General features: G+C 73.0%; 24 protein-coding genes. 9 read left to right on the forward strand and 15 right to left on the reverse strand.

The window, feature by feature from the left end:
• Positions 1–126 precede the first annotated feature (126 nt).
• From ACFVS8_RS15155 to ACFVS8_RS15165, 3 genes are all read right to left on the reverse strand, one after another.
• Positions 127–1,581 (reverse strand): aminobutyraldehyde dehydrogenase, encoded by a 1,455-nt coding sequence (locus ACFVS8_RS15155; RefSeq protein WP_387063911.1) that lies wholly within the window; start codon positions 1,579–1,581, stop codon positions 127–129.
• 97 nt (positions 1,582–1,678) lie between these two features.
• Positions 1,679–3,127 carry an NAD(P)/FAD-dependent oxidoreductase gene (locus ACFVS8_RS15160; protein WP_387063914.1) on the reverse strand — a complete coding sequence of 483 codons (1,449 nt, stop codon included), beginning with the start codon at positions 3,125–3,127 and terminating at the stop codon, positions 1,679–1,681.
• Positions 3,124–4,473, reverse strand: a complete 1,350-nt coding sequence (locus ACFVS8_RS15165) for a nucleotide disphospho-sugar-binding domain-containing protein (RefSeq protein ID WP_387063917.1) — start codon at positions 4,471–4,473, stop codon at positions 3,124–3,126. The genes ACFVS8_RS15160 and ACFVS8_RS15165 overlap by 4 nt, the downstream gene beginning before the upstream one ends.
• 136 nt (positions 4,474–4,609) lie before the next feature.
• On the opposite strand from ACFVS8_RS15165, the gene ACFVS8_RS15170 reads away from it, so the two are divergent.
• Positions 4,610–5,221: a TetR/AcrR family transcriptional regulator gene (locus ACFVS8_RS15170; protein WP_387063920.1), complete on the forward strand. Its 612-nt coding sequence runs from the start codon at positions 4,610–4,612 to the stop codon at positions 5,219–5,221.
• Here the strand turns inward: ACFVS8_RS15170 and ACFVS8_RS15175 are convergent.
• From ACFVS8_RS15175 to ACFVS8_RS15190, 4 genes are read right to left on the reverse strand one after another with little or no spacing between them, the layout of a single operon-like run.
• Complete coding sequence (locus ACFVS8_RS15175) at positions 5,200–6,282, reverse strand: ABC transporter ATP-binding protein (RefSeq protein WP_387063923.1); 1,083 nt, start codon at positions 6,280–6,282, stop codon at positions 5,200–5,202. The genes ACFVS8_RS15170 and ACFVS8_RS15175 overlap by 22 nt on opposite strands.
• Positions 6,279–7,148: an ABC transporter permease gene (locus ACFVS8_RS15180; protein ID WP_387063925.1), complete on the reverse strand. Its 870-nt coding sequence runs from the start codon at positions 7,146–7,148 to the stop codon at positions 6,279–6,281. The genes ACFVS8_RS15175 and ACFVS8_RS15180 overlap by 4 nt, the downstream gene beginning before the upstream one ends.
• Complete coding sequence (locus ACFVS8_RS15185) at positions 7,141–8,043, reverse strand: ABC transporter permease (protein WP_387063928.1); 903 nt, start codon at positions 8,041–8,043, stop codon at positions 7,141–7,143. Before ACFVS8_RS15185 ends, ACFVS8_RS15180 begins: the two co-directional genes overlap by 8 nt.
• 19 nt (positions 8,044–8,062) lie before the next feature.
• On the reverse strand, positions 8,063–9,166 hold the full coding sequence (locus ACFVS8_RS15190) for a spermidine/putrescine ABC transporter substrate-binding protein (RefSeq protein ID WP_387063930.1): 1,104 nt from the start codon (positions 9,164–9,166) through the stop codon (positions 8,063–8,065).
• Between the two features lie 120 nt (positions 9,167–9,286).
• Here ACFVS8_RS15190 and ACFVS8_RS15195 point away from each other — a divergent pair, with 120 nt between their 5' ends.
• Both ACFVS8_RS15195 and ACFVS8_RS15200 read left to right on the forward strand, forming a co-directional pair.
• Positions 9,287–10,468: a hypothetical protein gene (locus ACFVS8_RS15195; RefSeq protein ID WP_387063933.1), complete on the forward strand. Its 1,182-nt coding sequence runs from the start codon at positions 9,287–9,289 to the stop codon at positions 10,466–10,468.
• Entirely contained in the window at positions 10,432–11,421 is a 990-nt protein-coding gene (locus ACFVS8_RS15200; RefSeq protein WP_387063935.1) for an SIS domain-containing protein, read from the forward strand. Before ACFVS8_RS15195 ends, ACFVS8_RS15200 begins: the two co-directional genes overlap by 37 nt.
• Here ACFVS8_RS15200 and ACFVS8_RS15205 read toward each other — a convergent pair.
• Both ACFVS8_RS15205 and ACFVS8_RS15210 read right to left on the reverse strand, forming a co-directional pair.
• Positions 11,418–11,930 (reverse strand): hypothetical protein, encoded by a 513-nt coding sequence (locus tag ACFVS8_RS15205; RefSeq protein ID WP_387063938.1) that lies wholly within the window; start codon positions 11,928–11,930, stop codon positions 11,418–11,420. The two genes, ACFVS8_RS15200 and ACFVS8_RS15205, sit on opposite strands and share 4 nt — an antisense overlap.
• Positions 11,927–12,802, reverse strand: a complete 876-nt coding sequence (locus tag ACFVS8_RS15210) for an LssY C-terminal domain-containing protein (protein WP_387063940.1) — start codon at positions 12,800–12,802, stop codon at positions 11,927–11,929. The genes ACFVS8_RS15205 and ACFVS8_RS15210 overlap by 4 nt, the downstream gene beginning before the upstream one ends.
• A 41-nt stretch (positions 12,803–12,843) precedes the next feature.
• On the opposite strand from ACFVS8_RS15210, the gene ACFVS8_RS15215 reads away from it, so the two are divergent.
• The 6 genes from ACFVS8_RS15215 (at position 12,844) to ACFVS8_RS15240 (ending at position 18,651) form a co-directional block, all read left to right on the forward strand.
• On the forward strand, positions 12,844–14,082 hold the full coding sequence (locus ACFVS8_RS15215; protein WP_387063943.1) for a cysteine desulfurase-like protein: 1,239 nt from the start codon (positions 12,844–12,846) through the stop codon (positions 14,080–14,082).
• A gap of 104 nt (positions 14,083–14,186) precedes the next feature.
• Positions 14,187–14,963, forward strand: coding sequence for an isocitrate lyase/phosphoenolpyruvate mutase family protein (locus tag ACFVS8_RS15220; protein WP_387063946.1), 777 nt, complete (start codon positions 14,187–14,189; stop codon positions 14,961–14,963).
• 194 nt (positions 14,964–15,157) lie between these two features.
• Positions 15,158–16,219 (forward strand): ATP-binding cassette domain-containing protein, encoded by a 1,062-nt coding sequence (locus ACFVS8_RS15225; RefSeq protein WP_387063949.1) that lies wholly within the window; start codon positions 15,158–15,160, stop codon positions 16,217–16,219.
• 5 nt (positions 16,220–16,224) lie between these two features.
• Positions 16,225–17,040, forward strand: coding sequence for an ABC transporter permease (locus ACFVS8_RS15230; protein WP_387063952.1), 816 nt, complete (start codon positions 16,225–16,227; stop codon positions 17,038–17,040).
• A gap of 2 nt (positions 17,041–17,042) precedes the next feature.
• Positions 17,043–18,221: a winged helix DNA-binding domain-containing protein gene (locus ACFVS8_RS15235; RefSeq protein WP_387063955.1), complete on the forward strand. Its 1,179-nt coding sequence runs from the start codon at positions 17,043–17,045 to the stop codon at positions 18,219–18,221.
• Positions 18,222–18,270: 49 nt separating this feature from the next.
• On the forward strand, positions 18,271–18,651 hold the full coding sequence (locus tag ACFVS8_RS15240) for a DUF1304 domain-containing protein (RefSeq protein WP_387063957.1): 381 nt from the start codon (positions 18,271–18,273) through the stop codon (positions 18,649–18,651).
• 4 nt (positions 18,652–18,655) lie between these two features.
• Here the strand turns inward: ACFVS8_RS15240 and ACFVS8_RS15245 are convergent, their stop codons facing one another.
• From ACFVS8_RS15245 to ACFVS8_RS15270, 6 genes are read right to left on the reverse strand one after another with little or no spacing between them, the layout of a single operon-like run.
• Positions 18,656–19,285, reverse strand: a complete 630-nt coding sequence (locus tag ACFVS8_RS15245; protein ID WP_387063959.1) for a hypothetical protein — start codon at positions 19,283–19,285, stop codon at positions 18,656–18,658.
• Positions 19,282–20,115, reverse strand: coding sequence for a PP2C family protein-serine/threonine phosphatase (locus ACFVS8_RS15250; RefSeq protein WP_387063962.1), 834 nt, complete (start codon positions 20,113–20,115; stop codon positions 19,282–19,284). Before ACFVS8_RS15250 ends, ACFVS8_RS15245 begins: the two co-directional genes overlap by 4 nt.
• Positions 20,112–21,605: a DUF5684 domain-containing protein gene (locus ACFVS8_RS15255; RefSeq protein ID WP_387063964.1), complete on the reverse strand. Its 1,494-nt coding sequence runs from the start codon at positions 21,603–21,605 to the stop codon at positions 20,112–20,114. The genes ACFVS8_RS15250 and ACFVS8_RS15255 overlap by 4 nt, the downstream gene beginning before the upstream one ends.
• A complete protein-coding gene (locus ACFVS8_RS15260) occupies positions 21,602–24,184 on the reverse strand; it encodes a transglutaminase domain-containing protein (RefSeq protein WP_387063967.1) in 2,583 nt (860 codons plus the stop codon). Before ACFVS8_RS15260 ends, ACFVS8_RS15255 begins: the two co-directional genes overlap by 4 nt.
• Entirely contained in the window at positions 24,181–25,584 is a 1,404-nt protein-coding gene (locus ACFVS8_RS15265) for a DUF58 domain-containing protein (protein ID WP_387063970.1), read from the reverse strand. The genes ACFVS8_RS15260 and ACFVS8_RS15265 overlap by 4 nt, the downstream gene beginning before the upstream one ends.
• The gene (locus tag ACFVS8_RS15270) at positions 25,581–26,546 is read right to left on the reverse strand and encodes an AAA family ATPase (RefSeq protein WP_387063973.1); all 966 of its coding nucleotides are present in this window, start codon (positions 26,544–26,546) and stop codon (positions 25,581–25,583) included. Before ACFVS8_RS15270 ends, ACFVS8_RS15265 begins: the two co-directional genes overlap by 4 nt.
• Positions 26,547–26,577: the final 31 nt, after the last annotated feature.

The following is a 26,577-nucleotide window of genomic DNA, read 5'->3' on the forward strand; positions in this document are numbered from 1 at the left end:
CGCGAGCGGAGGGCGTTTCCGTGTGAACCGCCCTCCGCTCGCGCGAATCTCCTCCCGCAGTCCCCGGCCGCCCTGATCTGGCCAGCGAGCGCGCCGGCGCCCGCCCACGCACGACCGGCCGAGGGATCAGGCGGGGCGGAAGCCCGTGGTCTCGGGTGGTGCCGCGTGCCGGATCATGAGGTGCCGGGTGACCGAGTAGTCGAGCAGCGGCTCCATCGACATGTCCTTGCCGAAGCCCGATCCCTTGACTCCGCCGTGCGGCGCCTCCGAGGCGATGGGCAGGTGGTCGTTGACCCAGGTCACCCCGACGTCGAGCGACTGGCTCACGCGCAGGGCGCGCGCGACATCCGAGGTCCACACCGACGAGGCGAGGCCGTACGCGTTGTCGTTCGCGAGGGCGATGCCCTCGGCCTCGCCGTCGAAGGGCAGCACCACGAGCACGGGGCCGAAGACCTCGCCCTGCACGATCTCGGACGACTGGGCGGCGCCGACGAGCAGGGTGGGGGCGAAGTACGAGCCGACGCGGTCGATGGCGCGGCCGCCGACGAGCGCCTCCGCTCCCTCGGCGACCGCCCGGGAGACGAACCCCTCGACGCGCTCGCGGTGCCCGCGCGAGATGAGCGGGCCGATGTGCGTCTCGGCGTCCATCGGGTCGCCGGCCTTGATGTCGGAGATCGCGGCACGCAGGGCGGCGACGCCGTCGTCGTAGACCGAGCGCTCGAGGTACACGCGGGTCGCGGCCGTGCAGTCCTGCCCGGTGTTGTAGGTCGCGCCGAGCGCGACGGCGTGGGCCATGGCGCCGAGGTCGGCGTCCTTGAACACGATGACGGGCGCCTTGCCGCCGAGCTCGAGGTGCACGCGCTTGACACCCTCGACGGCGCCGCGCATGACGGCCTTGCCGGTCTGGGTCGACCCGGTGACGCTCACCATGTCGACCTGCTTGTGGGTGACGAGCGCCTGGCCGACCTCGGCGTCGCCGGTCACGACGTTGAAGAGGCCAGCGGGCAGCCCGGCCTCGAGCGCGAGCTCGGCGAACCGCAGGGTCGTGCGCGGGGTGGCCGGTGCGGGCTTCACGATCACCGCGTTGCCGGCGGCGAGCGCAGGCCCGGCCTTCCAGATCGCCATGATGAGCGGGAAGTTCCACGGTGTGATGCCCGCGACGACGCCGACCGGACGGCGCGTGAGGATCGACGTGTAGCCGTTCGAGAACGACCCCGCGCCCGTGCCGTCCAGCGAGCGGGCGGCGCCCGCGAAGAAGCGCAGGTTGTCGACGCCGAACGGCAGCTCGCCGTCGTACGCCGTCGTCCACGGCTTGCCCGAGTCCTCGACCTCGAGGCGGGCGAGGTTCTCGGCGTCGGCCTCGAGCGCGTCGGCCAGCTTCAGCAGCGCGAGCGAGCGCTCCCCAGGCGTCTTCGCCGCCCACTCGGGCTGAGCCGCACGCGCCGCCGCCGCGGCCTCGTCGACGTCGGCGACGCCGGAGGCGCTGAACGCCGCGACCTCCTGCTCGGTCGCCGGGTTCGTGATGACGGTGTCGCCGCCCGAGCCGGCGCGGTACTCGCCGATGAAGGTGCCGGTGGTCATGGTGTTCCTTTCAGAGGACGGGATCCGGCGGCGGATGCCGGTGACGGATGCCTCGTCGCGGTCGTGCGTGGTCGGTGGCGCGAGCCCGGTGAGCTGCCTACGAGTTGAACCCGAGCCCGAAGCGGTCGAGCGTGCGCAGCCAGAGGTTGCGCCGACCCTCGTGCGCGTCGGCGCTCAGGATCGAGTGGCGGGTGAACTGGATGATGGGGTTGCGGAGCGGCTCGGGCGGCACGGGGAACGGTCGCTTGCGCACGATGTCGTAGCGCAGGCGCGACGTGGGCTCCCCCGCGAGCAGGTCGAGTGCGACATCCGCAGAGAACCGCGACGCGCCGACCCCGAGGCCGGTGTGGCCGACCGCGTAGGCGACGCGCCCGCCGAACGCCGTGCCGTAGGCGGCCGTGAACCGGGTGGTCGAGTCGATCGGCCCGGCCCACCGGTTGGTGAAGCGCAGCCCCGCGAGTTGCGGGAACGTCTCGAAGAAGTGGCGGGCGAGCAGCTCGTGCGAGCTGTCGCGCTGCTCGAGGCTCGCATCGACCTTGCCGCCGAAGTAGTACACGGCGTCCCATCCGCCGAAGAGGATGCGGCCGTCGGCGGTGGGCCGGTAGTAGTGGAACTGGTTGCCCGCGTCGGTGAGCCCCTGCCCCTCGGCCCAGCCGATCGATGCGCGCTGCGCCTCGGTGAGCGGCTCGGTCATGAGCACGTGGTCGTAGAGCGGCATGATGTAGTTCCCGAGGCGCTTCAGCGGCGACGGGTACGCCGCGGTCGCGACGACCGCCTCGCGCGCGTCGACGTGGCCGTGCGCGGTGGTCGCCCGGACCCCGGCCCCGGTGCCGTCACCCGCACCGCCCGCTGCATTGATGCGCGAGAGCCCGGTCACGGCGGATGCCTCGTACACGCGCACCCCGCGGCGCTCGAGCTCGGCGGCCATGCCCCAGGCGAGCTTCGCCGGGTCGACGAGCACGGTGCCCGTGCGGTCGCGGAGCCCGCCGAGGTAGGTCGGCGAGTGCACGTCGGCCTGCACCTCGTCGCGCGAGAGCAGCTCGAGGTCGACGCCGAACTTCGCGCCGAGGTCGCGCGCCTCGCGGAGCCCGTCGACCTGCCACGGCTCGATCGCGAGCGTCGTCTTGCCGACCCGCCGCAGGTCGCAGTCGATGCCGGCGGCCTCGATCGCCTCGACGAGCGCGGCGAGGTTGCGGTCGCCCTCCTCGTGCAGCGCCCGCACCTGCTTCGGCCAGATCGCCTCGCCATGCGTCAGGCCGTGCGTGAGCGAGGCCGCGACGAAGCCGCCGTTGCGGCCGGTCGCGCCGTGCGCGATGCGCTCGGACTCGAGGATCACGACCGATCGACCCGGCTCGCGCTCGGTGGCCTGCCAGGCGGTCCAGAGCCCGGTGAATCCGCCTCCGACGACGACCAGGTCGGCCTCGACGGCGCCTTCGACCCGGGGGCGCGCGGCGGGCGCCTCGGGGCGATCGAGCCAGAACGGGGTCGGTGCCGCGCCCGCGAGCGCCTGCGTCGCGGCATCCGTCGCCTGGGCGATCTGCGTCACGCGTGCACCCGGGCGCCCGCGCGCTCGATGGCGTCGGCCGCGGCCGAGACACCGTCCTTCGAGCGGATGTCGGCGCCGACGGCGGCGATGCGCTCGCGCAGGGCGGTGTCGGCGAGCAGGCCCGTCACGGCACCCTGGAGTTCGTCGGCGGTGAAGCCGTAGGTGCTGAGGCGGATGCCGTAGCCGCGTTCGTGCACGCGCTGGGCGTTGTCGTACTGGTCCCAGAAGAGCGGGAGCAGGATCATCGGCTTGCCGAAGTGCAGCGCCTCGGTGGTCGTGTTGTTGCCGCCGTGGGTGATGACGAGGTCGACGAGCGGCAGGATCTTCGTCTGCGGCAGGAACTCGGCGCCCCACATGTTGTCGGCGAGCTCGAACTCGTCGTGCAGCGGCCCCTTCGAGACGATGACGTTCACCGGCAGGTCGGCGAGCACCGAGATGACGCGCTTCATGAGGTCGACGTCGGCCGAGCCGAGCGAGCCGAGGCTGAAGTACACGAGCGGTCGACTGCCGTCGGTGAACGAGGCGGGCAGGTCGGCGGGAGCCTGCTCGGTCTCGCGGACGGAGGAGTCGAGGCGGGTCCAGTGCTCGTCGAGCGCGCGGTCGTCGGTGTAATCGAGCACCTCGGGGTACACGTAGAGGTTCTCGACGCCCGTGTGGATGAACTCGAGGTCGGGCAGCGCGGGCGCGCCCTGCTCCTGCACCCAGGCGTTGTAGGACTCCCAGAAGGCGCGGTGGGTGCGCTCGTACTCCGCGCGGAATGCCGCCCAGCCCTCCCGGTCGTCTTCGGCGAGGCCGGAGAACACGGGCGCGACGCCCTCGCCCGGAACCTCGAGCGGGTTGCAGCTCACGATGCGCACGAACGGCACGCCCGCCGTGACGAGCGCCGGGAACGCGATGACGTTGTCCTCGATGATCACGTCGGGCTGCACCCGCTCGATGATCGCCTTGAGCTGCGGCTCGCAGTGCTTGGCGCCGTTCGCCAGCTCCTCCCAGATCGGCAGCGTGACGGTCTCGAGCTGCTCGGCGGTGCTCTTGCGGAACTCGGGCGAGACGGCCTTGATGTACTCCTTCCAGAACGCTCCCGCGTCCTGGTCGGCCTCGTCGCCGGCGCCCGCGCCCGCGTCGGCGCCCGCGTCGGCGCCCGCGGCCGGCTCCTCGACGGGCGCGAGGTCGACGAGGTCCTCCTCGAACCCGAGCGCCGCGAGCTTGCCCTGCCAGGAGCGCTCGGCGGCGAACACGACGCGGTGCCCCCGCTTCAGCAGTTCGTTGCCGATGCCGATGCAGTTGTTGGTCGGGCCGTACGCGCTCTCGGGCATGAAGAGATAGGTGCGCCGTTCCTCGGTCATCGGGTCTCCGTTCATCGGTGTTCTTTGAATGTTGCTAGAGAGAATCTGGTCGGTCAAGACCTATATGGAAAGCGGTCGAAACGCCCTAAGATTGAGCAATGATGCAGACAATCTGTCTGCCACGAGGGGAGCGCGCATGGCCAGGCCGAAGCGGCAGGAGGAGCGTCGGAGCCAATTGGTCGCCGCGGCCCAGCGGGCGATCGCGGCGCACGGCCCCGAGGGCGCGCGGCTGAACCGCGTGGCCGAGGAGGCCGGGCTCACGTCGGGTGCGGTGCTCTACTACTACCCCGACATCGACGAGCTCATGTTCGAGGCCAACCGCGCCGGCATGGAGCGCTTCTACGAGGGTCGCGTGCGCATGCTCGAGGGCCTGCCCGACGACCCCGTGGCGCGCCTGCTCGCGCTCGCGAAGTCGGGCCTCCCGAGCGGGCCGGGAGACACCGAGGTGCGCCTGCTCTGCGAGCTCGGCGGCTCGGCCGGCCGCAACCCGCTCATGGCCTCGCTGCTGACCACCCTCTACGACCGCCAGGTCGGCATGTACCAGGTCGTGCTCGAGCAGGGCGCCGCGCGCGGGATCTTCACGCTCGCGCAGTCGTCGCTCGTGATCGCCCGAAACCTGGTCGCCCTCGAAGACGCCTACGGCTACCGCATCATCGCCGAGCACCCGACCATCGACCATGATGCAGCCCTCGAGCTCATCGTGGCCAACGCGAGGCTCGCGACGGGTCATGCGCTGACCGCCTCCTGAACGGATGCCTCGGCGGCGTGCTCGCGCGCGACCACCGAGGTGCGACCGAAGCGCACGCCCACGGACTCGCCCCGCACGAGACGGCTCGCGCCGTGCACGGTCGCGAGCAGCGTCGCCGGCAGTCCCTCCACCTCGATCGAGATGGTCGAGGCCCCGCCGAGGAAGTAGGTGTCGATGACCGTGCCGCGCATCGCGGCGGTCGCGGCCTCGATCAGCTCGACGTCTTCGGGGCGCACGACTGCGGTCGCCGCAGCGCCCGCGGCGAGCCCGTGCGGCGCCGGCACCGAGCCGACGCCCGGCACGTCGATGCCGGTCGACGAGGCGGCACCGTCGAGCAGGTTGGCCGATCCGATGAACGACGCGACGAACCGCGACGCCGGGTTCGCGTAGAGCTCCTGCGGGGTCGCGAGCTGCTCGAGGCGCCCGTCGCGCAGCACGGCGATGCGGTCGGCCATCGACATGGCCTCCTCCTGGTCGTGCGTGACGACCACAAAGGTGAGGCCCACCTCGTGCTGCAGGCGCTTCAGCTCGAGCTGCATGGAGGCGCGCACCTGCCGGTCGAGCGCCGAGAGCGGCTCGTCGAGCAGCAGCAGGCGCGGGCGCTTGACGATGGCGCGGGCGAGCGCGACGCGCTGGCGCTGGCCCCCCGAGAGCTGCGCCGGGCGGCGCTTGGCGAGGTGCCCGAGCCCGACCACCTCGACGACCTCGGCGACCCGCCGCGCGATCTCGGCGCGCCCGAGGCCCTCGGCCTCGAGGCCGTAGGCGATGTTCTTCTCGATGCTCATGTGCGGGAACAGCGCGTAGCTCTGGAACATCATGTTCACCGGGCGCTTGTGCGCCGGCATGCGCAGCAGGTCGTGGCCGTCGACCTCGATGCGGCCGGCGGCGGGCGTCTCGAAGCCCGCGATGGAGCGCAGCAGCGTGGTCTTGCCGCAGCCCGACGGGCCGAGCAGGGCGAAGAACTCGTTGTCGCCGATGTCGAGCGAGACATCGTGCAGGGCGACCGTGTCGCCGTACACGGCGCGCACGCCGTCGACCCGGAGCAGTGGGGCAGTGGTCATTTCGAGGATCCAGTCAGTCGGGTCAGGCGCTGCGCCGCGATCACGGTCACGACGCTCACGAACAGCAGCAGGGTGGCGAGGGCGTTGACCTCGGGGGTCACGCCGAATCGCACCATCGAGTAGATGACGATCGGCAGGGTGGGCTGGGTCGGCGCGGTGGTGAAGAACGCGATGACGAACTCGTCGAGCGAGAGCGTGAAGGCGAGCAGTGCGCCCGCCACGATGCCCGGCGCGAGCTGCGGCAGGGTCACGCGCATGAACGTGCGCACCGGCCCGGCCCCGAGATCGCGCGAGGCCTCCTCGAGGCTCGGGTCGATGCTCGCCATGCGCGCGAGCACGATCGCGGTCACGAACGCGGTCGCGAACACGCCGTGGGCGAGGATCACCGAGTGCAGGCCGAGCGTGATGCCGAGCAGGGCGAACAGCGTGAGCAGTCCGATGCCGAGCAGCAGGTCGGGCAGGATCGCGGGGGCGATCGCGAACGCCCGCACGAACCCGCCGCGCGTGTAGTGCTGGATGCCGTAGGCGAGCAGCGTGCCGAGCACGGTCGCGATCGCCGTCGCGCCGGTCGCCACGATGAGGGTGTTGCCGAGCCCCTGCATGAGCGCCTGGTCGGCGAACACCTCGGGGTACCAGCGCAGCGAGAACCCGCGCCAGACGAACAGGTTCTCGGAGTCGTTGAAGCTCATGATCACGACGACGAGGATCGGCAGGTACAGGAACACGTACCCGATCCAGAGCGGAACGAGGATGCCGCGGGGCTTGCGCACGGCGCGCGGCTTCGCCGAGGGCTCGAGCTCGCGCATCGCGGTCGTGGTCGGGTTCGCGGCGGCCGCGGCATCCGTTCGGGTGGTCGTCTCAGCCACGTCGGGGTCCTTCCGTGACGCGGCGCGAGACCGCGGACTGCAGCACGATGACGAGCACGAGGATGATCGTGAGCAGCAGGGCCAGGGTCGCGCCGAACGGCCAGTCGCGGGCCTCGAAGAACTGGTCGCGCACGAGGTTGCCGACCATGATCGTCTTGCCGCCGCCGATGAGCTCGGGGATCACGAAGTTCGACATCGCGGGCACGAACACGAACACGCATCCGGTGAGCGCCCCGGGCAGCGAGAGCGGCAGCGTCACCGTGCGGAACGCGCGCCACGGGTTCGCACCGAGGTTCGTGGCGGCTTCGCGCAGCGACGGGTCGAGCTGCTGCAGCGAGGCGTAGAGGGGCAGCACCATGAGCGGCAGGTACATGTACAGCAGGCCGACTGCGATCGCCTGGGGCGTGTAGAGCATGCTGATCGGCTCGTCGGTCAGGCCGAGGCCCTGCAGCGCCTGGTTCACCCAGCCCGCATTGTTCAGCAGCAGGATCCAGGCGTAGGTGCGCACGAGGAAGTTCGTCCAGAACGGCAGCACGACGGCGATCAGCGCGATCGTGCGCCACTTGGGCGAGAGCCCGGCGATCGCGTAGGCCATCGGGTAGCCGATGGCGAGCGCGAGCAGCGTGACGACGAGCGCCATGCCGATCGACTGCACGATGACGCCGAGGTAGAGCGGCTCGAGCAGCTTCGTCCAGTTGTCGAACGTGAACTCGAACACGATGCCGCCGAAGCGGCCGCGCTTGAAGAACGTGTAGAACGCGAGCAGCCCCACCGGGATCGCCATGAAGACGATGAGGAAGAGCATTCCCGGGGCGAGGAACGGAACAGGGGCGAGCCCCCGGCGCACGCGGTTCGCGCGCACGCCGGGGGTCGTCTGGTGGGGCGTCTGGGTCACAGCGTCGGGGTCGCGCGCGTCAGTTCGTCGCGAGGACTTCGGAGTTGAGGTCGACGTACTTGAGCGAGTCCTCGCCCAGGTCGACGATGACCTCCTGCTGGAAGAGCTCGTCGACCGTGATGCCGAGCGTCGGGTACGACTCGATGAGCGTCGGGTCGAGGGCCTCCATCGCGGCCTGGTTGGGCACCTTGTAGAGGATGTTCTCGGCGACCCACGTCTGCACCTCGGGGTCGAGGATGTAGTTCACGAAGGCCATGGCGGCCTCCTTGTTCTTCGAGCTCTCCAGCACGGTCATGGTGTCGACCCAGAGGTCGGCGCCCTCGTCGGGCACGACGAACTTGATCGACGGGTCTTCGGCGATGCCGTAGTTGCACCAGCCGTCCCACGCCTCGACCATCGCAGCCTCGCCCGAGACGAGCTTCGAGTAGAACGTGGTGTCGTCGTAGGCGAGCAGGGTCGGCTTGGTCTTCAGCAGCTGGTCCTTGGCCTCGGCGAGCTCGGCGTCGTCGGTCGTGTTGAGCGAGTGGCCCGCAGCCTTGAGCGCGGGCATCGCGAGCCAGCGGTCGGTCGAGAGCATGGTGGTCTTGCCGTCGAGCTCGGGCTTCGGGTTCAGCAGGTCGTTCCACGACGTCGGGTCGAAGCCCGTGAGGTCGGGGCGGTAGCAGAGGCCCGTCGTGCCCCAGGCGTAGGGCTCGGAGTAGACGTTGCCCTCGTCGTAGTCGAGCTCGAGCGCCTCGGGGTAGAGGTTCGACTCGTTCGGGATGAGCGACTTGTCGAGTTCGGCGAGCAGGCCCTGCTCGCCGAGCGCCTGCGCGTACTGGCCGGAGACGAACGCCACGTCGATGCCGGAGTCGGCGCTCGCGGTGAGCTTCGCGACGATGTCCTCGTTCGTGGTGTGGTTCACGATCGTCGTCTTGACGCCGGTCGCCTCCTCGAACTGCGCGGCGAGATCTTCGGGGTAGTAGTCGGCCCAGATCGAGACGGTGAGCGTCTGCTTCGAGATGTCGGCACTCGGGTCGATCTCGGTGGAGTCGCCGCCGGTGCTGCCGGAGCACGACGACAGGGCGAGTGCCAGCGCGGCGGTTCCGGCCGCGGCGATGGAGATGCGGCGCGTGGTGGACATGGGGGACCTCCTGGGGCGTCGGGAAAGGTTGTGGAATTGTTGCACCGAGCATCAAGGAACCGCAATGGTTTTCAGGACGTACTGGTGACGGTTTTGCACAGTTGTTACAATCCGGATTCAATGAACTCCTTCGTCAGTGGCCCGCGACCGGTGCTCGCCGGCCGAGCCCTCTCGGTCGCGCCCGACGGCACGATCGCCTTCGACGGCGCTCCCCCCGCAGCCGGCGACGGGGTCGCGCTCGCCCTGGCGCGCCTGGTCGAACCCGCCGTGGCCGAGACCGCCGGCGAGCGGGCGATCGCCGTCGACCAGACCAACACCTCGGTCATCGTCGACGGGCGTCTCGTCGTGAAGATCGTCGGCCGGTGGGCCGCCGCCGATCGGGCGGGCGACCTGCTCGAACGGCTCGCCGAGGCCCGCTCCGACGACGTGGCGCGACTCCACGGACGCGTCGCCTGGCGGCACCCCGAGCTCGGCGAGTCGAGCCTCGCGGTCGTGACCGAGTACCTGCCAGGGGCCGAAGACGGCTGGACCTGGGCCGTCGACGACGTCGTCGCGGCGGTCGGCGGCGGCGGCCCCGAGCCCGCCTGGCCCGCGACGCTCGGCGCGAAGGCCGCCCGGATCCACGGCGCGCTCGGCGCGAACGCCTCCCCCGGCGGGGCGGATGCCGCGACGGCCAGGCTCGACCGGGCCGACGACGCGCTGCGAAGAGCCGTCGCAGCCGGCGACGGGCCGACCGGGGCGCGGCTGCGGAACCGTCGCGAGGCGCTCGCCCGCGACATCCGCTCGCTGGAAGGCACGGCGCCCGGATTCGAGTTCCCGATCCACGGCGACCTGCACCTCGGCCAGGTGCTCGCCTCCCCCGACCCCGGCAGCACGGACGGCCGGCGGTACACGGTCATCGACTTCGACGGCGACCCGCAGCTCGACCCCGCCGATCGGGAGCGCCCCGACGCCGCCGCCCGCGACATCGCCCACCTGCTCGTATCGCTCGACCTCGTCGCGGCGGTCGCGCAGAAGCGACTGCGCCGGGCCGACGAGGGCGCGTGGCTCTGGGCCGACCGGGCCAGGGCCGCACTGCTCGCGGCCTACCGCAGCGAGCTCGCGCGACCCGAGCTCTTCGACGACGCACTGCTGCCCGGCTTCGAGGCCGAGCAGCTCGCCGCCGAGCTGCACTACGCCGACCACTTCCTGCCGGCCTGGCGCTACGCGCCTGACGCCGCGATCACGCATCGCTACGCTTCGACGAACGAGACCCCGGAGAGCCCATGGACACCGCCGCCTTTCGAGCCGACCTCGAGCTGATCCCGACCACGCTCGAGCAGCTCGCCGACGCGCTCGACTCCGGCCTCTCCGGGCTCGAACGCCTGCCGATGCTCGCCGCCTCGCGCGTGCTCGTGCTCGGCATGGGCTCGAGCCGCTACGCCGCCGACGTCGTCGCCCGCCGCTACCGCAGCGTCGGTGCGAACGTCGTCGTCGAGCTCGCGAGCGCCGAGCTGCTGCCGCCGGCGGCGCCCGACCTCGCGGTCGTCGCCGTCTCGGCCACGGGCGGCAGCGTCGAGGTGCTTCGGGCCGTCGAGCGCTACCGCGGCACCGGGCGACTCGTCGCCGTCACCAACCGGCCCGACTCCGAGCTCGGGCGCGCCGCCGACATCGTCGTGCCGCTGCTCGCCGGCGTCGAGGCGTCGGGCGTGGCCTGCCGCACGTTCCGCGCGACGTTCGCCGTGCTCGACGCGGTACTCGAGGAGCTGCTCGGCACCGCCCCGCCCGAACGGTTCGGCGCCGCAGCCGTGCGCGCCGCGGCATCCGCCAACTCCCGCCTGCTCGACACGGTCGACGAATGGATGCCGCAGCTCGCCGACCTGCTCGCCACCCCGACCGGCACGTGGGCGCTCGCCCCCGCCGAACGCGCGTCGAGCGCCCAGCAGTCGGCGCTCATGATCCGCGAGGTGCCTCGGCGCGGCGCGTTCGCCTCGGAGACCGGCGACTGGTCACACGTCGACGTGTACCTCACCAAGACGCAGGACTACCGCGCGCTCGTGTTCGCCGGCTCGGCCTGGGACGCCCAGGCCCTCGACTGGATGGCGCAGCGCGGCTCGCGCTTCGCCGCCGTCGGGCGCGACCTGCCGGGCGCTGAGCAGGTGATCCGCTTCGACGGCGACGAGGACGACTCGATCGCGGCGCTCAGCGAGCTGCTGGTCGCCGAACTCGTGGCCGACCACTGGCTGCGCGCGTTCGGCGAGGGCGCGCCCGCCTAGGCCGCGCCCCGCCGCGGGCGCCGCGCGTACGCACGTGCGGCCCGGCTCGAGAGGGCGAGCATCACCAGGATGTCGAGCGCGAGCGTCACGAGCGTGAAGTCGAGGTGCAGCTCCTGGTCGCCGGCCCACCAGGCGGCGAACGACCCGCTGATGCTGAGCGTCGCGAAGATCATCACCAGGATGCGGGCCCAGTTCACGCCGAGGAAGATGAGCCAGGCGAGCACGAGCTCGACGAGGAGGATGACGGCCCCCGGCACGACGATGATCGCGAGCGACGCGTTCAGCGTGTCGGCGTCGACGGTCACGACGTCGAGCTCGTCGGCCAGGACCGTGCGCCAGTTCGCGCCGAGCGCGAGCAGCCAGATCGCGCCGCCCAGCACCCGCAGGACGACGAGCACCGCGCCCATGGTCACGGCGGCCGGGCGCTTCATGGGCGGCTCCGCGGCATCCGCTCGACCGACCAGCCGCTCGAGCGGCTCGGTCGACGACCGCTTGCGCGCGTCGCTCACGACGGCACCGCCACGCGACTGACGTCGATCACCGGCAGGTCGCCGTCGGTGCGGATGGTGTCGCCGCCGCCGTTGCGCGAGTGGTACCCGGTCGAGAAGTCCGCGAGCACGCTGACCTCGATCACCGGATCGGACTCGCGCAGCGTGCGCACGATGTGGTCGCGTTCGACGTCGGTGTCGGCGTCGATCTTGTGCGTGACCTGCAGCGTGAACATCGAGAAGCCCACCGCGCGGTCGAAGGTGCCGGCAGCGAGCCAGTCGACCCGCGCGCCGCCGGGCAGCAACCACCCCTGCGGCGTGCGCCAGAACCGCACGTGATGGCGCTTGGCCGGGTTGCCCTCGACCTCCTGCTGGAACGCGAAGTCCTGTTTGCGACCGAACAGGAACAGCGGGCTGACCGGGGCCTCGTCGTAGCTCCGGCGTGTGATCGTCGAGGTGATGATGCGCCAGCTCGACGCCCCGGTGACCTCGTCGGCGCGGGTCCACCCGGCATCGCGCATCGCCTGCAGCAGTTCCGCCTCGCCGCCCAGTACGGCCAGGTTGACCGGGTCGCCGAAGAGCCCGTCGCTCGTGCGCGTGCGGCCCATGAAGTAGTCGGGCACGTAGATCGTGGTGAGCACCCGGTGCACGCGCGGGAGCACCAGGTAGGCGAGCAGCACCCAGAACGCGATCATCACCAGGATGCCCCACCAGCCGAGCGTGAACGACTCGCTGAAGAGCAGGTACGCGAGCCAGATCGCGGCGAGCCCGGCGAACACGAAGAAGAACTCGTCGAGCACGGCGTTCACCGAGAACCGTCGCCCGCGCTTCGGGCTCGGCTGCGCAGACGATGCTCCCTGCGCCCTGGATACCGCGGCCCCACCCCCGCTCATGGCTGAATGCTAACCGGAGTGGCGGCGTTTAGGCTCGCCGCATGGCCTACGACGTCGCCCGCATCCGGTCCGCATTCCCGTCGCTCGAGAGCGGATGGGCGCAGTTCGACGGGCCGGGCGGCACGCAGACGCCACGCGCGGTCGGCGAGGCCGTCGCCTCCGTGCTGACGGGCCCCCTCTCGAACCGGGGCACGTCGTCGGTCTCGGAACGGCGCGCGGAGGACGCGGTGCACGGGTTCCGCCTCGCGATGGCCGACTTCGCCGACGCGCACCCGCGCGGCATCGTGCACGGCCGCAGCGCCACCCAGCTCACGTACGACTTCTCGCGCCACCTGTCGAGGGAGTGGGGGCCCGGCGACGAGATCGTGGTCACGAGCCTCGACCACGACTCGAACGTGCGGCCGTGGGTGCAGGCCGCCGAGCGCGTCGGCGCCACCGTGCGCTGGGCCCACTTCGACCCGGCCACGGGCGAGCTGCCGGTCGAGGCCGTCACGGGGCTCCTCGGCGAGCGCACGCGCCTCGTCGCGATCACGGCCGCCTCGAACCTCATCGGCACGATGCCGGATGTCGCGGCCGTCGCCGAGGCGGCGCACGCGGTCGGCGCCCTGGTGTGGGCCGACGGCGTGCACTCCAGCGCGCACGAACTGCCCGATCTCGGGGAACTCGGCGCCGACTTCCTCACGTGCTCGCCCTACAAGTTCCTGGGTCCCCACTGCGGCGTGCTCGTGTCACGGGCCGAGCTGCTCGAGCGCATCGTGCCCGACAAGCTGCTGCCCGCGACCGACGTCGTGCCCGAGCGGTTCGAGTTCGGCACGCTGCCCTACGAGCTGCTCGCCGGGGTGACGGCCGCCGTCGACGTGCTCGCAGGGCTCGCGGCGCCCGTGGGTGCCGCGAGCGACGCAGCCGCGACGACGGATGCCGCGGCGTCGCGCCGCGCCCGCCTGCAGGCCTCGTATGCGGGGCTGCACGAGCACGAGTCCCGGCTGCTCGCCCGCATCGAGGCCGCCGTCGCCGAGCTGCCCGGCACGACCCTGCACTCGCGCGCGGCCCGCCGCACGCCGACCCTGCTGCTCACGTTCGCCGACCACGAGGCATCCGCCGTCAGCGAGCGACTGGCGGACGTGAAGGTGCTCGCCCCGAGCAGCAACTTCTACGCCCTCGAGGCCTCAAGACGCCTCGGCCTCGGCGACGCCGGCGGGCTGCGCATCGGCCTCGCGCCTTACACCGACGACGAGGACGTCGACCGGCTGCTCGCGGGCCTGGCCGCGGCGCTGCGCTGACCACGTCGCGCCGACGCGCGGGGAGAGACGGCTCGGGTCGCGGATTCCGGACCCGATCCGCCGCTCGCGGCCGAGGGACTCCGACGCGACCATACGCTGGAGGCATGACCAGCATCGTCGAACGCGCAACCGAACTCCGCCGCCTGCACACCGCACCCGAGCTCCTCCAGGTGGTGAACGTGTGGGACGTCGTCTCCGCTCGCGCCGTCGCCGCCCTGCCCGGCACGAAGGCCCTCGCGACCGCGAGCCACTCGATCGCCGCGACGTTCGGGTATGAGGACGGCGAGCAGATCCCGGTCGAGCTCATGCTCGACATGGTCGGCCGCATCGCGCGCGACGTCGACGTGCCGGTGAGCGCCGACCTCGAGGCCGGGTACGGCGACGCCGGTGAGACGATCCGCCGCGCCATCGGCGAGGGCATCGTCGGCGCGAACCTCGAAGACCAGCTGAAGCCCCTCGACGAGTCGGTCGCCGCGGTGCGCGCCGCCGTCGCCGCGGCCGACGCCGAGGGCGTGCCGTTCGCGCTGAACGCCCGCACCGACGCGTTCCTGCGCGGACGCGACCGCACGCTCGAGGTGAACGTGGCCGACGCCATCGAGCGCGGCCGCGCGTTCCTCGACGCGGGAGCGACGAGCGTCTTCGTGCCCGGCATCTTCGGCGAGGAGGTCGTGCAGCAGCTCGTCGCCGGCATCGGCGAGCTCAAGGTGACGCTCATCGGCCTGCCCGGGGTGCCCGCGCCCGAGCGCCTCCAGGAGCTCGGCGTCTCCCGCGTCTCGTACGGCCCGACGACGCAGCGGGTCGCGCTCGGCGCGCTCCAGGACCTCGCGACCGACCTGTACCTCGGGGGTGTGCTGCCCGACGGCATCCGACCGCTCAACTGACGCGTCGGCGGGCGCCGAAACGGCTCCGATCAGCACGAACGTCGCGCGCGCGGCATCCGTCGATCTCGCGAATCCCCCGCGTGACGGATGCCGCGCGCGACCCTGCGTCGCTAGGGTGAACGAAGGCGACGCGTCGCCGGGCCGTGCGGGGGCGCGGCCATGCGCGGCCGACGCCCCGCAGACGAGGAGAGCGCATGACCAGCGGCATCCCCATCGAGATCACCGGGCTCAGCAAGCACTTCGGCAGCGTCACCGCCGTCGAGGACCTCAGCTTCACCGTGCAGCCCGGCAGGGTGACCGGGTTCCTCGGTCCGAACGGCGCAGGCAAGACGACGACGTTGCGGGTGCTGCTCGGGCTGGTGAAGGCCTCCAGCGGCACGGCCACGTTCGGCGGCACGCCCTACCACGCGCTGAAGCGACCGATCGAGACGGTCGGCGCCGCACTCGACGCGAACTTCCACCCCGGCCGCACCGCCCGCAACCACCTGAAGGTCACGGCGACCGCCGCCGGAATCCCCGCGTCGCGCGTGCCGGTGGTGCTCGACCAGGTCGGGCTCGGCGAGTTCGCGGACCGCCGCGTCGGCGGCTACTCGCTCGGCATGCGGCAGCGACTCGCGCTCGCCTTCACGCTGCTCGGCGACCCCTCGGTGTTCGTGCTCGACGAGCCGATCAACGGCCTCGACCCCGAGGGCATCAAGTGGATCCGCACGTTCCTGCAGCGCCTCGCGCAAGACGGCCGCACGGTGCTCGTGAGCTCGCACCTGCTGAGCGAGGTGCAGCAGAGCGTCGACGACGTCGTGATCATCTCGCGCGGCCGCCTCGCCAAGACCGGCACGCTCGCGAGCCTCGAGCTCGAGTCGGCGCCGCGCACCATCGCCGACTCCCCCGACCGCGCCAGGCTCTCGGCCGCCCTGTCGCAGGCCGGCCTCGAGTTCACCGAGGGCCGTAACGGCTTCATCGTGGCCGAACCCGACCCCGGGCTCGTCGGCCACGCCGCATTCGTCGGCGGGGTCGAGCTCAAGTCGCTGTACCGCCTGAAGTCCGGGCTCGAGGAGTCGTTCCTCACGCTCGTGAGCGGTGACGTCGGCGCCCACGACGAAGAGGCCGCCGACCAGGCGACGCCCGACGAGTCTGCGCCTGACGAACCCGACCAGGCCGCGCCCGACGAACCCGAGCCCGACGGCGACGCGCCGCCCGCGGCATCCGAAACCCCCGACGACGACGCCGGCGCCACCGCCGGCGGGGCCAAGGAGTGATGGGCATGCGCGCGCTCGGCTCCGAGTTCCAGAAGATCTTCACCACCCGCATGTGGTGGCTGCTCACGCTGCTGCTCGTGCTCTACGTGGCGTTCCTCGCCGGTGGCTTCGGCGCGTTCCTCGGCTGGGCGACCGACAATCCGGGCGCTGCGGCGAGCGCGAGCTCGACCCCGCTGCCGACCGAGGGGCTCGCCCCGCTCGTCTACAGCTTCGCGTCGTCGATCGGGTACGTGTTCCCGGTGCTGTTCGGTGCGCTCGCGGTGACCACGGAGTTCCGACACAAGACGCTGACGCCGACGTTCCTCGTGCAGCCCCACCGCACCAGCGTGCTGTGGGCGAAGTACGTGTCGCAGCTGCTGTTCGGCGCCGCACTCGGTGTGGTCGCGTTCGCGACCTCGGTCGGCACGGGCGCGGCAGCGCTCGGAGCGTTCGGCATCGACACGGGGCTCGACTCCACCGACACATGGGCGCTCATCGGCCGCGGAGTGCTCGCCATGGCGCTCTGGGGCACGATCGGCGTCGGGCTCGGCGCGCTCGTCACCAACCAGGTCGCGGCCATCGTCATCGTGATCGCGTTCACCCAGTTCGTCGAGCCGATCCTGCGCCTCGCCGCCTCGCTGAACGACGTCACCGCCGGCATCGGCAAGTTCCTGCCGGGCGCCGCGAGCGACGCCCTGGTCGGCGCCTCGTTCTACAGCGTGGCCGCGATCGGCTCGACCGACGCGCTCGAGTGGTGGCAGGGCGGGCTGGTGCTGCTCGGCATCGGCCTGGTCACCACCCTCATCGGCGGGTTCACCACGTGGCGGCGGGACGTGTCGTAGGCGTGGACCTCGCGGAACTGCGCGCGCTGCGCCTGCACGTGCAGGGGCTGCGGCATCCGTCGGACCCCTCGGCACCCGAGTCCGTTCGCCGGTTCGGCGCGGTGCAGGCCCAGGAGTTCGTGCCCGCGCAGTGGGGGCTCGCGCAACGCGTTCCGCACGGCGTGAGGCCGGATGCCGCGAGCGTCGCCGCCGACCTCGACGCCGGACGCATCCTGCGCACGCACGTGCTGCGCCCGACCTGGCACTTCCTGCACCCCGACGACGCCAGGTGGATGCTCGAGCTCTCGGCGGAGCGCGTGCATCGTGCGAACGGCACCTACTACCGCTCGACCGGCGTCGACGGCGCGGATGCGGTGCGCGCGCTCGACGTCGTGGCGCGAAGCGCCGACGGCGGCCATCGCACGCGCGCCGAGTTCGCGACCGCCCTGGCCGACGCGGGCCTGCCCTTCACCGGGGTGCCGCTGTCGTACGTCCTCATGCGGGCGGAGCTCGAACGGCTCCTCATCAGCGGCGCGAACGCCGGCAGGCAGCGCACGCACGCGGCCTTCGACCAGCGCGTGCCGCCGTCTGCGCCGAGGCCGCGCGACGACGCGCTCGCCGACCTCGCGAGCCGGTTCCTCGACGCGCGCGGGCCCGTGACCGATCGCGACTTCGCGGCCTGGTCGGGCTTCACGCTGACCGATGCGAGGCGCGCGCTCGCAGACGTCGTCGAGCGGGCGGATGCCGCGGGCGACCCGATCGAGACGCTCGACGTCGACGGGGTCGCCCATCACGTGCGCGCGTCGCAGCTCGATCGGTTCGCGAGCGCGGCCGCCGGCACCGAACCCGGCTCGGCGGGAGCGGAGGGCGGGACTGGGGCGGCGGCAGCGGAGGGCCCGACGATCGACCTGCTGCAGGCGTACGACGAGTACATCATGGGCTACGCGCCGCCCCGTGCCTACCTGCAGGCACCGGGCGACAGCAGCGTGCACGCCGAGTTCCCGCTCCACGCGCTCATGTGCGACGGCGTCATGATCGGCCGGTGGGCGCCGCCCACCGCCTCGGCGCCATCGACGGTGCGGGTCGTACCGTGGCGCGCGCTCGACGCCGACGAGCAGCGCGCGCTCGAAGCATCCGTCGCCGAACTCGGCCGGTTCCTCGGCATCGAGCCCCGGATCGAGGTCGAGTCGCCGTCGAGCTGACAGGCGTGCCCCCGCGCCGACGCCCGGCGCCCCCGGGTACGATCGCCGCATGCTCGTCATCGCCAGCGTCTTCGTCGCACTCGCCGCGCTGCTGCACGGCTACATCTTCCTGCTGGAGAGCGTGCTGTGGACGCGGCCGAAGACCTGGAAGACCTTCGGGGTCGCCGACCAGGCCGCGGCCGACATCACGAAGCCGATGGCCTACAACCAGGGCTTCTACAACCTGTTCCTCGGCATCGGCGCCGCGCTCGGGCTCATCCTGGTGTGGTCGGGCGTCGAGGAGGCGGGGCGCGCCCTCGTGCTGTTCTCGACCGCGTGCATGGCGCTCGCGGCGGCCGTGCTGACGACGACCGGCCGCGGGTACCTGCGGCCCGCGCTCGTGCAGGGAACGCTGCCGCTCATCGGGTTCGTGCTGTTCCTGTTCGCCTGACCGGTCAGCCCGCGAACGCGAGCACCCCGACGACCACGAGACCCGCCGCAGCGACGACGATCGAGGCGCCGAACGCGACCAGGACCAGCCGGGCCGACCGGCGCGACCGTCGTGCGACCGACGGAAGCACGGCTGCGGGGTCTCGGGTCGGCGCGTCGATTGCTGGCCGCGTCGAGGCCCTCGGCGGCGCGACCGGCGCACGGGGTTCGCCGCGCACCGCGTAGTGCTCGAGCAGTCCTGGCCCCGACCCGACCTCGGCGTATCCGAGCACCTCGTCGGGCACCGGTGCGGCACCGGGCCGCGTGCCGCGGCGGGCGGGTTCGTGCATGATCCCGTCGGGCGATCCCGCCGGAGGCTCGATCGGCCGCACGACCGTGCGCTCGACGACGACCGTGTCTCCGGCCGTCGCGCGCGCGGCGCGGAGGTCGTGGTCGACCACCACCGTGTCCTCGACCTCGCCCCCGACCCCGACCTCGCCCTCGTCCGCAGTCTCGACGCCGTCGGGCACGGCGAGAGGCGCGCGATCGACCACGACGGTGTCGCCGACCTCGTCGCGGCCGGCATCCGACCCGCGGCGATCGACCACGCGCGTCTCGTCGACGTCGACGGCCTGCGGGTGATCCGCCGCGTTCATGCCCGGCCCCGCACGGGAATGGTCGTGTGATCGTCATCGGATGCCGCGGCATCCGCACCGGGCGCGACCCCCGTCGTGGCATCCGCCGTCTCGTCGTGACCGCCCGCGATGACGTCGACGACCACGACCGTGATGTTGTCGCGGCCGCCCGCCTGCCTGGCCCGTTGCACGAGTGCGGCGGCGACCGACTCGGCGCGGCCGCCCATGGTGAGGGTCGCCCGGATGCCCTCGTCGCTGACCTCGCCCGTCAGGCCGTCGCTGCAGATCAGCAGTCGCTCGCCGTTCACGACCGGCAGCAGCCAACTGTCGGCGGTGCTGTCGGGGCCGCCGATCGCACGGGTGATGACGTTGCGCTGCGCGAACGCGTTGCGCTCCTCTGGGCGCAGTTCGCCCGACTCGACGAGTTCCTGCGCGAGCGAGTGGTCGACCGTGACCTGCTCGAGTTCGGTGCCGCGGTGCCGGTAGACGCGCGAGTCGCCCACGTTGAAGACGAGCCACGCGGGGTCGCCCTCGTCGTCGACGAGGGCGACCCCGGCGATCGTCGAGCCGGCACCGCGCTCCGTCGTCGCCGCGACCGCGGCCACGGCGGACGCGGCCTCGGTCAGCGCCGCACGCACGCCGGCGATGCTCGCGACCCTGCCGCCAACCACGTGCCTGCGGAACGCGTCGATGACCGCCGCGCTCGCCCGGTCGCCCGCCTCGTACCCGCCCATGCCGTCGGCCACGGCGTAGACCGGCCATTCGGCCAGCGCCGAGTCCTCGTTCGCTCGACGCACGAGCCCGACGTCGGTCGCGGTCGCCGTCGCGAGCCGCACCTCGTGCGCCGTCATCGGCCCGGCACGCCGGCGTGCGGCGGGTCGCGGTCGATGTGCACGGCGAGCGTGCCGAGCACGAACCGGCCGGGCACCGGCGTGGGGATCCCGGCGTCGAGGAGCCGGTCGACACCCGACTCGTCGGCGACGAGCACGCCGTTCGTCGAGGCGAGGTCGGTGATGCTCCACGCCTCGCCGACGAGGTGCAGCACGGCGTGGGTCTTCGACAGCGTCCGGCTCGGGTCGGGCACGACGAGGCGCGATTCCCCGGCTCCTGCGGCACGCGGGTTGCGGCCGAGCAGCACCACGTCGCCGGGCAGCACCAGCGGCTCGCCGCCCTCGGGCACGAGGCGCCAGGTCACGAGTGGCTTGCGCGAGACCACGACGGTGCGGTCGAGCAGGTCGTCGTCGAGGTCGTCGTCGAGGTCGTCGTCGACCCCCGTGATGACGACGCCCGCGGCGAGCGGCTCGGCGGGCACCGGGAGGCTCGGCAGGCTCGGCAGTGCGGGCACGGTCGCACCCGTCGGCGCGGGCACGCTCGGCGGCGCGGCCTCGGGCATCGGCGCGGCCTCGGGCGTCAGCGCGGCCTCGGGCGTCAGCGCGGCCTCGGGCGTCGCCGCGGCGGCCTGGCGCGTCGGCGCGACCTCTGGCCTCGCCGCGTTCAGGTGCGAGGCGGATGCCACGGGCGTGGCCGGCAACGGCTGGATGCGGCCGGGGATCCGCTGGGCGGGTTGCGCGGCGTCCGTCACGCCCGGCGCGGCGTGGGCGCCTGCCGCGTCGTGGGCTCCGAGCGCCGCTGCGGGTGGCGCGGCAGGCGCCGCGGCGGGCGCCGCGGCGGGCGCCGCGCCGCGCGGGTGCAGGTCGGCCCACGCCGGGAGGATCGGTGCCGAGTCGCCCGACGGCCACGCGCCCGTGCGGGTCGCGGGTGCGGGCTCCGCGACGGGCGGCGGCGGCGGCGCCCACGGTGCGGGGGTGACGGGCGCGTGCGGTGCCGTGGTGTGCCGGGCGGTCGCCGCCGTCGGCATGTTCCAGCCGGAGGCGACGGCCGACGCGGGGTCCGCCAGCGGACGGCCGGGCGCCACGGCCGGGATCGACCCCGACGCGGTGCGCACCGGCATCCGACCGCGCTCTGGATCGGGCGACGGACCGAGCGCGATCACCGTCGCCCAGACGGGCGGCAGCAGCACGCCGAGCACGGTCGTGCCGACGCCGCGCCAGTACTGCCCGCTGATGCGGTGCAGCGCCATGACCAGGAACACGACGCCGACGATCTGGGCGAGCGGAACGTAGAGCAGCAGCGCGAGCCACGGGTTCTGCCCGCCCAGGCGGAACACCTGCATGAGGTTGACCACCGGCACCCATGCCGACCAGGGCGGGAGCCCGGCGTGCGCGAACACCTTCGCGAGCATCGCGGCGTACCAGACGTACAGGCCGACGGCGATGACGCACGAGAGTGTGACGACGGCCGAGGCGACGGAGGCGAGCTGCTGGGCGTCGGCTGGGGTCATCGGGCGGGCTCCTCGTGAATGGCGCGGTCGGGGGTGACGCGGACGGGGGTGCTGGCGGCGGGTCGTGCTGCGGGTCGGGCGGTGTTCCGGGTGAGCGAGGCGAACGAGAGGCGCGCACCGAGCTTCCGCCTCGCTCGGGACGCGGCCGCGAGTGCGGCGCGCTCGGCGTCGACGATCGCCCAGGCGGCGTCGGCGTCGGCGATCCCGGGCGGATCGGCGGCGAACACCGCTCGTTCGACGATACCCGCGAGCACGCCCGCGGCGGCGCGACCTGAGGCGCGCGCCGTCTCGAGACGAGAGCCCGACGGCCCGGCGCGCACGCCGAAGTCGGCGTACACGTCGAGCAGCTCCTCCCATGCGCCGACGATGCGCACCTCGGGGCTCGGGTCGCGGCGGCGCCGACGCGACCGCGACCGCTTGGCCGCAAGCAGCACGATCGCGGGCAGCAGCGCGAGCAGCACGGCCGCCGTGGCGAGCGCCGTCGGGCGCAGCCAGGCGGGCAGCACCACGGGTGCGGGTTCAGTGTCGCGCGCCGCCTCCGCCTCGGCGTCGTTCGTCTCGCTCCGGGCCGACGGCGGGTCGATCGTCGCGGTGTCGGGCCGGTCGGGCGTGGTCGGATGCTCGGGCAGCTGCTCGCCCTCGCGGATCAGGCTCGGCGCGACCTCGAACTGCGGCGTCGCATCGATCGCGGTCCACGCGCCGACGCCACCGGTCGAGGTGCCGCCCGGAGCCACCTCGGTCCATGCGGCGAGCGACCCGCCCGCGCACGCCTCGGAACAGGCCTCGACGCCGGCCACGTCGTCGGCACCGGCGAGCCGGAAGCCCAGCACGACCCGCGAATCGTAGCCGAGCGCCCTGGCGACCAGCGCGACGGCGACCGCGAACTGCTCGTCGTCGCCCACGCCGGCGACGAGGGCCGCATCGGATGCCTCGGGGCCGGCCTGCCGCTGCTGCTCGACGAGCTGGGCGAACAGCGCCTCGATCCGGGCCTGCGAATGGCCGGAGTAGCTCGGGATGAACGAGTACCCGGAGCCGAGCGCGCCGATCCACGAGGCCGCGTCGGGGCCGTCGCCGGCCGCGTGGCTGAGGTAGCCGCGCTCGCGGAGGCGACGCACGAGTTCGAGGAACCCGGCCGACGAGTCGGGCTGCGCCTGGAGCTCGATCCACGAGGCGAGCGCCGGATACTCCTCGAGGTCGAGCAGCGGCGAGTCCCCCGGCTGCTCGAGCGGCACGTCCCGGTCGGGCTCGGCGAGCAGCCGGTATTCGTCGCCCGCCTCGAGCCCCCTGGCCGGCGATGCGGGCCGCGCCGCGGCATCCGTCTGCTCCGGCCCGCCGTCGACGCGGTCGACCCGCGCGATGTCGATCGAGGTCGCCCCGTCGCCCGAGCGGTGGAAGCCGTCGTCGAGCACAGCCGCTCCGGCGCCCGAGAAGTCGGGCGCGGCACGAAGCCCGAGCGGTGCGGGCACCCAGATGCCCGAGTAGCCGTCGCCCACCGTCACGGTGAACTCGACGTCTCCGGCCGACGGTGCCGCGGCCCTCGGCAGGCGGCTGAACCGCGACGCCACGCCCGCCGACGACTCGGCACCGGCCGACGTGTGGAAGGTCTCCCCGTCGTACGCGTCGAGCGTCGCGAGCCGCAGCCGTTCGACGCCGGTCGTGTCCCCGTCGATGCGCAACCACGCCTGGTCGACGCGATCGCTCGTGAACGCCGACCGGTAGGCCGTCAGCGGCGTCGGCGTCTGCCGCAGCACGACCTCGGGCTCGATGCGGTCGCGCACGGCCTCGCGATGGGCCGATCCGGCGGCGACGGGCGCGACGGCCGCGCCGGCGACCAGCGCGACGAGCACGATCGCCGCGGCGAGCGCGCGACGACGCCAGGCCGACCACCCGGCGAGCGCCGCACGCTGCACGGTGTCGGCGCTCGCGCGACGCAGCGCGACGCCTCGGATCATCCGAGAGCGCAGCAGCAGCCAGGCGACCGCGGCGACGACGCCGCCGACGGCGACCGCGAGTTCGCGCGGGGCCGGAACGAGCACCGGGCCCAGCGCGACCGGGTCGCTCAGCCCGCTCGAGCCGAACACGAGCCCGAAGCCCGACATGGCGAGCCCGACGACGACCGCGAGCGGCGAGGCCCGACGATCGGGCGCGACGAGCAGCGCCGCCAGCAGCGTGCCGACGAGCATCACGAGCAGCAGCGGCACGAGCACCGCCTGGTACTCGCCGAGGGGCAGGGCGAGCGTGAGCACCTGCTTCCAGCCGACGACGACGCCGGCGAACCCGTCGCGGATGCCGGCCATCCACATCGCCGGCGGGCCCACCGCCGACGGGATCGCGACCGGCACCACGAGGAGCGCGAACACCGCGGCCGTCGCCGGCACGAGCAGCAGTGCGCGCGCGAGGGCGCCGACCCGGAGACGGCGGGCGCCCCACGCCAGAGCCAGGCCCGCGAGCGTTCCCGCCGCGGCGACCACCGGCATCCGCACCGACTCGTAGACCGGCCACGCCGAGAGGGTCGCGAGAGTCGCGGCGACGACGACGTAGCCGAGGCCGAGCGCGTCGCGCCCGCGGGTCGCGCTCACCTGACCGCTCCGCGGGCGAGCAGCTGGGCGAGGTCGTCGAGGCGGCCGAGGGTCAGCACGGCGAGCTCGCGCGATCGGCGCACGGTCGGCTCGGCCTCGGGTTCGCAGCGCACCGCGACGACGGTGATGCCCTGCGGCAAGGTGATGGCGGCGCGCCGCAGCCGCTCGAGCGGCACCTGCGAACCCGTCACGAGGAACGCGATCGAGAGGTCGCCGAAGGACTTCGACACGAGCGCCGCGACCGATTCGAGACGGATGACGCGGGCCCCCGCACCCGATGCCGACGCGCCCTGCAGGCCGGCGACCGCGTCGAGCAGCGACCGCGGCGTGGCCGTCTGCAGCGAGCGCATCGCCTGCACGGCGCCGCGGTCGGCCGTATCGAGCTCGGAGCTGACGCCGACCAGCACGTCGCGGCCCTCGCGCACGCCCTGCACGCCGAGCGAGGCGGCCGCGCTCACGGCGACCTCGAACTCGTCGTCGCCCGAGTAGCCGTCGAGGTCGAGGTCGAGCAGCACGGCGATGCGCGCGTGCCTGGACTCCTCGTACTGCCGCACCATGAGCCGGCCGGTGCGTGCCGTCGACTTCCAGTGCACGTGCCGCTGCGAATCGCCGGGCACGTACTCCCGAACCGCGTGGAACGAGAGGTCGGCGTCGACGAGATCGGTCGACGGGGCGCCCTCGAGATCGCGCACGAGCCCGGCGCTCGAGGGCGGAAGGGCCACGGTCACGGGGTGCACGTGCACGCGCTGCACCTCGGGCCACCGCATCTCGCGACGCAGTACGCGCAGCGGGTCGCCGCGCGAGACGGTCATGGGGCCGACGTCGATGACGCCGCGGCGCTGGGCCGCGATGACGAGCCGCTCCGCGTGCTGCCCGCCCCCGCGGAGCATCGGCACGTGCACCTCGACCAGGCCCCGGCCCACGGGGATGTCGACCACGCTCGGCATCGACGCCCGCGAACCGCGGTTCACGAGTACGAGCGTCCCGCGGATCTCGCTGCCCGCGACGACCCGGTCGCGATCGAGGTCGAGGCGCACGCGGTAGTCGTGCGCGCCGAGCAGGAACGGCACGCAGGCGAGCAGGAGGCTCGCCGCCATGGCCGCGACGACCCAGGCCTCGAACCAGCCGAACGCGGCGCCGGCCAGGACGCCCCCGAGCGCGACCGCGGCGAGCACCAGCCCGGCGGGCGACACGGTGTCGCGTACCAGGGCGCGCGTGCGTACGAGCGCGCGGAGCACCGAGCGGATGCCGCGGCGCGCCCGTGCGGCGCCGGCGGCGATCGGGCCGCGGCGCGTGCTTGCGAACCTCGTGACCGTGACGCCCTTGGTCGACGTGACCGTGTCGACGACGGACTCGACGGCTGCCGGCTCGCGGAGGAGGAGGGGGCTGCGACCGGTCACGCCACCCCGTTCTCCCGCGGCGCGACGACGTCGAGCAGGATCTGGTTGATCACGGCGACCGCCGTGACGCCGTCGAACTCGGCCTCCGGTTCGAGCACGAGCCGGTGCGCGAGCGCGGCGACGGCGAGGCTGCGCACGTCATCAGGGGTGGCGTAGGTGCGGCCGGCCGCGGCCGCCCAGGTCATCGCGAGGCGCGAGAGTGCGATGGCCCCGCGCACGCTGACGCCCAGCCGCACCTCGCTCGCCCGACGGGTCGCGTCGACGAGCCGCATGACGTAGTCGGAGACGATCGGATTGACGTAGACGCCGCGCGACAGCTCGGTCATCGCGACGATCGTGTCGGTGCCGACGATCGCCTCGAGCCGGGGCTTCGGCGCGCCGACCGACTGCAGGATCCGCATGGTCGAGGCCTCGTCGGGGTAGCCGATGGAGGTCTTCACCGTGAAGCGGTCGAGCTGAGCCTCGGGCAGGCGGTAGGTGCCGCCCTGCTCGATCGGGTTCTGCGTTGCGAGCACCAGGAACGGGTTGCCCACGGGCCGGGTGACGCCGTCGACCGTGACGTTGCCCTCCTCCATGACCTCGAGCAGAGCGGACTGGGTCTTCGGGCTCGCCCGGTTGATCTCGTCGGCGAGCACGACGTTCGCGAACACCGGTCCGGCATGGAACTCGAACCGACCCGCCTGCTGGTCGTAGACCGTGATGCCCGTGATGTCGCCCGGCAGCAGGTCGGGCGTGAACTGCACGCGCGAGGACGTGCCGTGGATCGTCTCGGCGATCGCCCGGGCGAGGGCCGTCTTGCCCGTGCCCGGCGCGTCTTCGAGCAGCACGTGGCCGCCGCTGACGGCCGTCGCGAGCACGAGCTCGACGACGTGCCGCTTGCCGAGCACGGCCTGCTCGACGTTGTCGGCGATGAGCGAGAAGGTCTCGGCGAACCAGGCGGCCTGCTCGGGTGCGATCGTCACGGTCGGGGTCCTCTCGGGCGGTGCGGATGGT

The sequence above is a fragment of the Agromyces sp. NPDC058110 genome, from assembly GCF_042884735.1.
In the GTDB taxonomy this organism is placed as follows: domain Bacteria; phylum Actinomycetota; class Actinomycetes; order Actinomycetales; family Microbacteriaceae; genus Agromyces.

What these genes read in the sequence shown, in the direction of transcription:
- ACFVS8_RS15250 (WP_387063962.1), bottom strand. Translation starts at nt 20,115, where the DNA reads ATGACGGCGCACGAGGTGCGGCTCGCGACGGCGACCGCGACCGACGTC.
- ACFVS8_RS15155 (WP_387063911.1), bottom strand. Translation starts at nt 1,581, where the DNA reads ATGACCACCGGCACCTTCATCGGCGAGTACCGCGCCGGCTCGGGCGGC.
- ACFVS8_RS15245 (WP_387063959.1), bottom strand. Translation starts at nt 19,285, where the DNA reads ATGAACGCGGCGGATCACCCGCAGGCCGTCGACGTCGACGAGACGCGC.
- ACFVS8_RS15230 (WP_387063952.1), top strand. Translation starts at nt 16,225, where the DNA reads ATGCGCGCGCTCGGCTCCGAGTTCCAGAAGATCTTCACCACCCGCATG.
- ACFVS8_RS15240 (WP_387063957.1), top strand. Translation starts at nt 18,271, where the DNA reads ATGCTCGTCATCGCCAGCGTCTTCGTCGCACTCGCCGCGCTGCTGCAC.
- ACFVS8_RS15225 (WP_387063949.1), top strand. Translation starts at nt 15,158, where the DNA reads ATGACCAGCGGCATCCCCATCGAGATCACCGGGCTCAGCAAGCACTTC.
- ACFVS8_RS15220 (WP_387063946.1), top strand. Translation starts at nt 14,187, where the DNA reads ATGACCAGCATCGTCGAACGCGCAACCGAACTCCGCCGCCTGCACACC.
- ACFVS8_RS15215 (WP_387063943.1), top strand. Translation starts at nt 12,844, where the DNA reads ATGGCCTACGACGTCGCCCGCATCCGGTCCGCATTCCCGTCGCTCGAG.
- ACFVS8_RS15170 (WP_387063920.1), top strand. Translation starts at nt 4,610, where the DNA reads ATGGCCAGGCCGAAGCGGCAGGAGGAGCGTCGGAGCCAATTGGTCGCC.
- ACFVS8_RS15190 (WP_387063930.1), bottom strand. Translation starts at nt 9,166, where the DNA reads ATGTCCACCACGCGCCGCATCTCCATCGCCGCGGCCGGAACCGCCGCG.
- ACFVS8_RS15210 (WP_387063940.1), bottom strand. Translation starts at nt 12,802, where the DNA reads ATGAGCGGGGGTGGGGCCGCGGTATCCAGGGCGCAGGGAGCATCGTCT.
- ACFVS8_RS15255 (WP_387063964.1), bottom strand. Translation starts at nt 21,605, where the DNA reads ATGACCCCAGCCGACGCCCAGCAGCTCGCCTCCGTCGCCTCGGCCGTC.
- ACFVS8_RS15200 (WP_387063935.1), top strand. Translation starts at nt 10,432, where the DNA reads ATGGACACCGCCGCCTTTCGAGCCGACCTCGAGCTGATCCCGACCACG.
- ACFVS8_RS15165 (WP_387063917.1), bottom strand. Translation starts at nt 4,473, where the DNA reads ATGACCGAGGAACGGCGCACCTATCTCTTCATGCCCGAGAGCGCGTAC.
- ACFVS8_RS15195 (WP_387063933.1), top strand. Translation starts at nt 9,287, where the DNA reads ATGAACTCCTTCGTCAGTGGCCCGCGACCGGTGCTCGCCGGCCGAGCC.
- ACFVS8_RS15175 (WP_387063923.1), bottom strand. Translation starts at nt 6,282, where the DNA reads ATGACCACTGCCCCACTGCTCCGGGTCGACGGCGTGCGCGCCGTGTAC.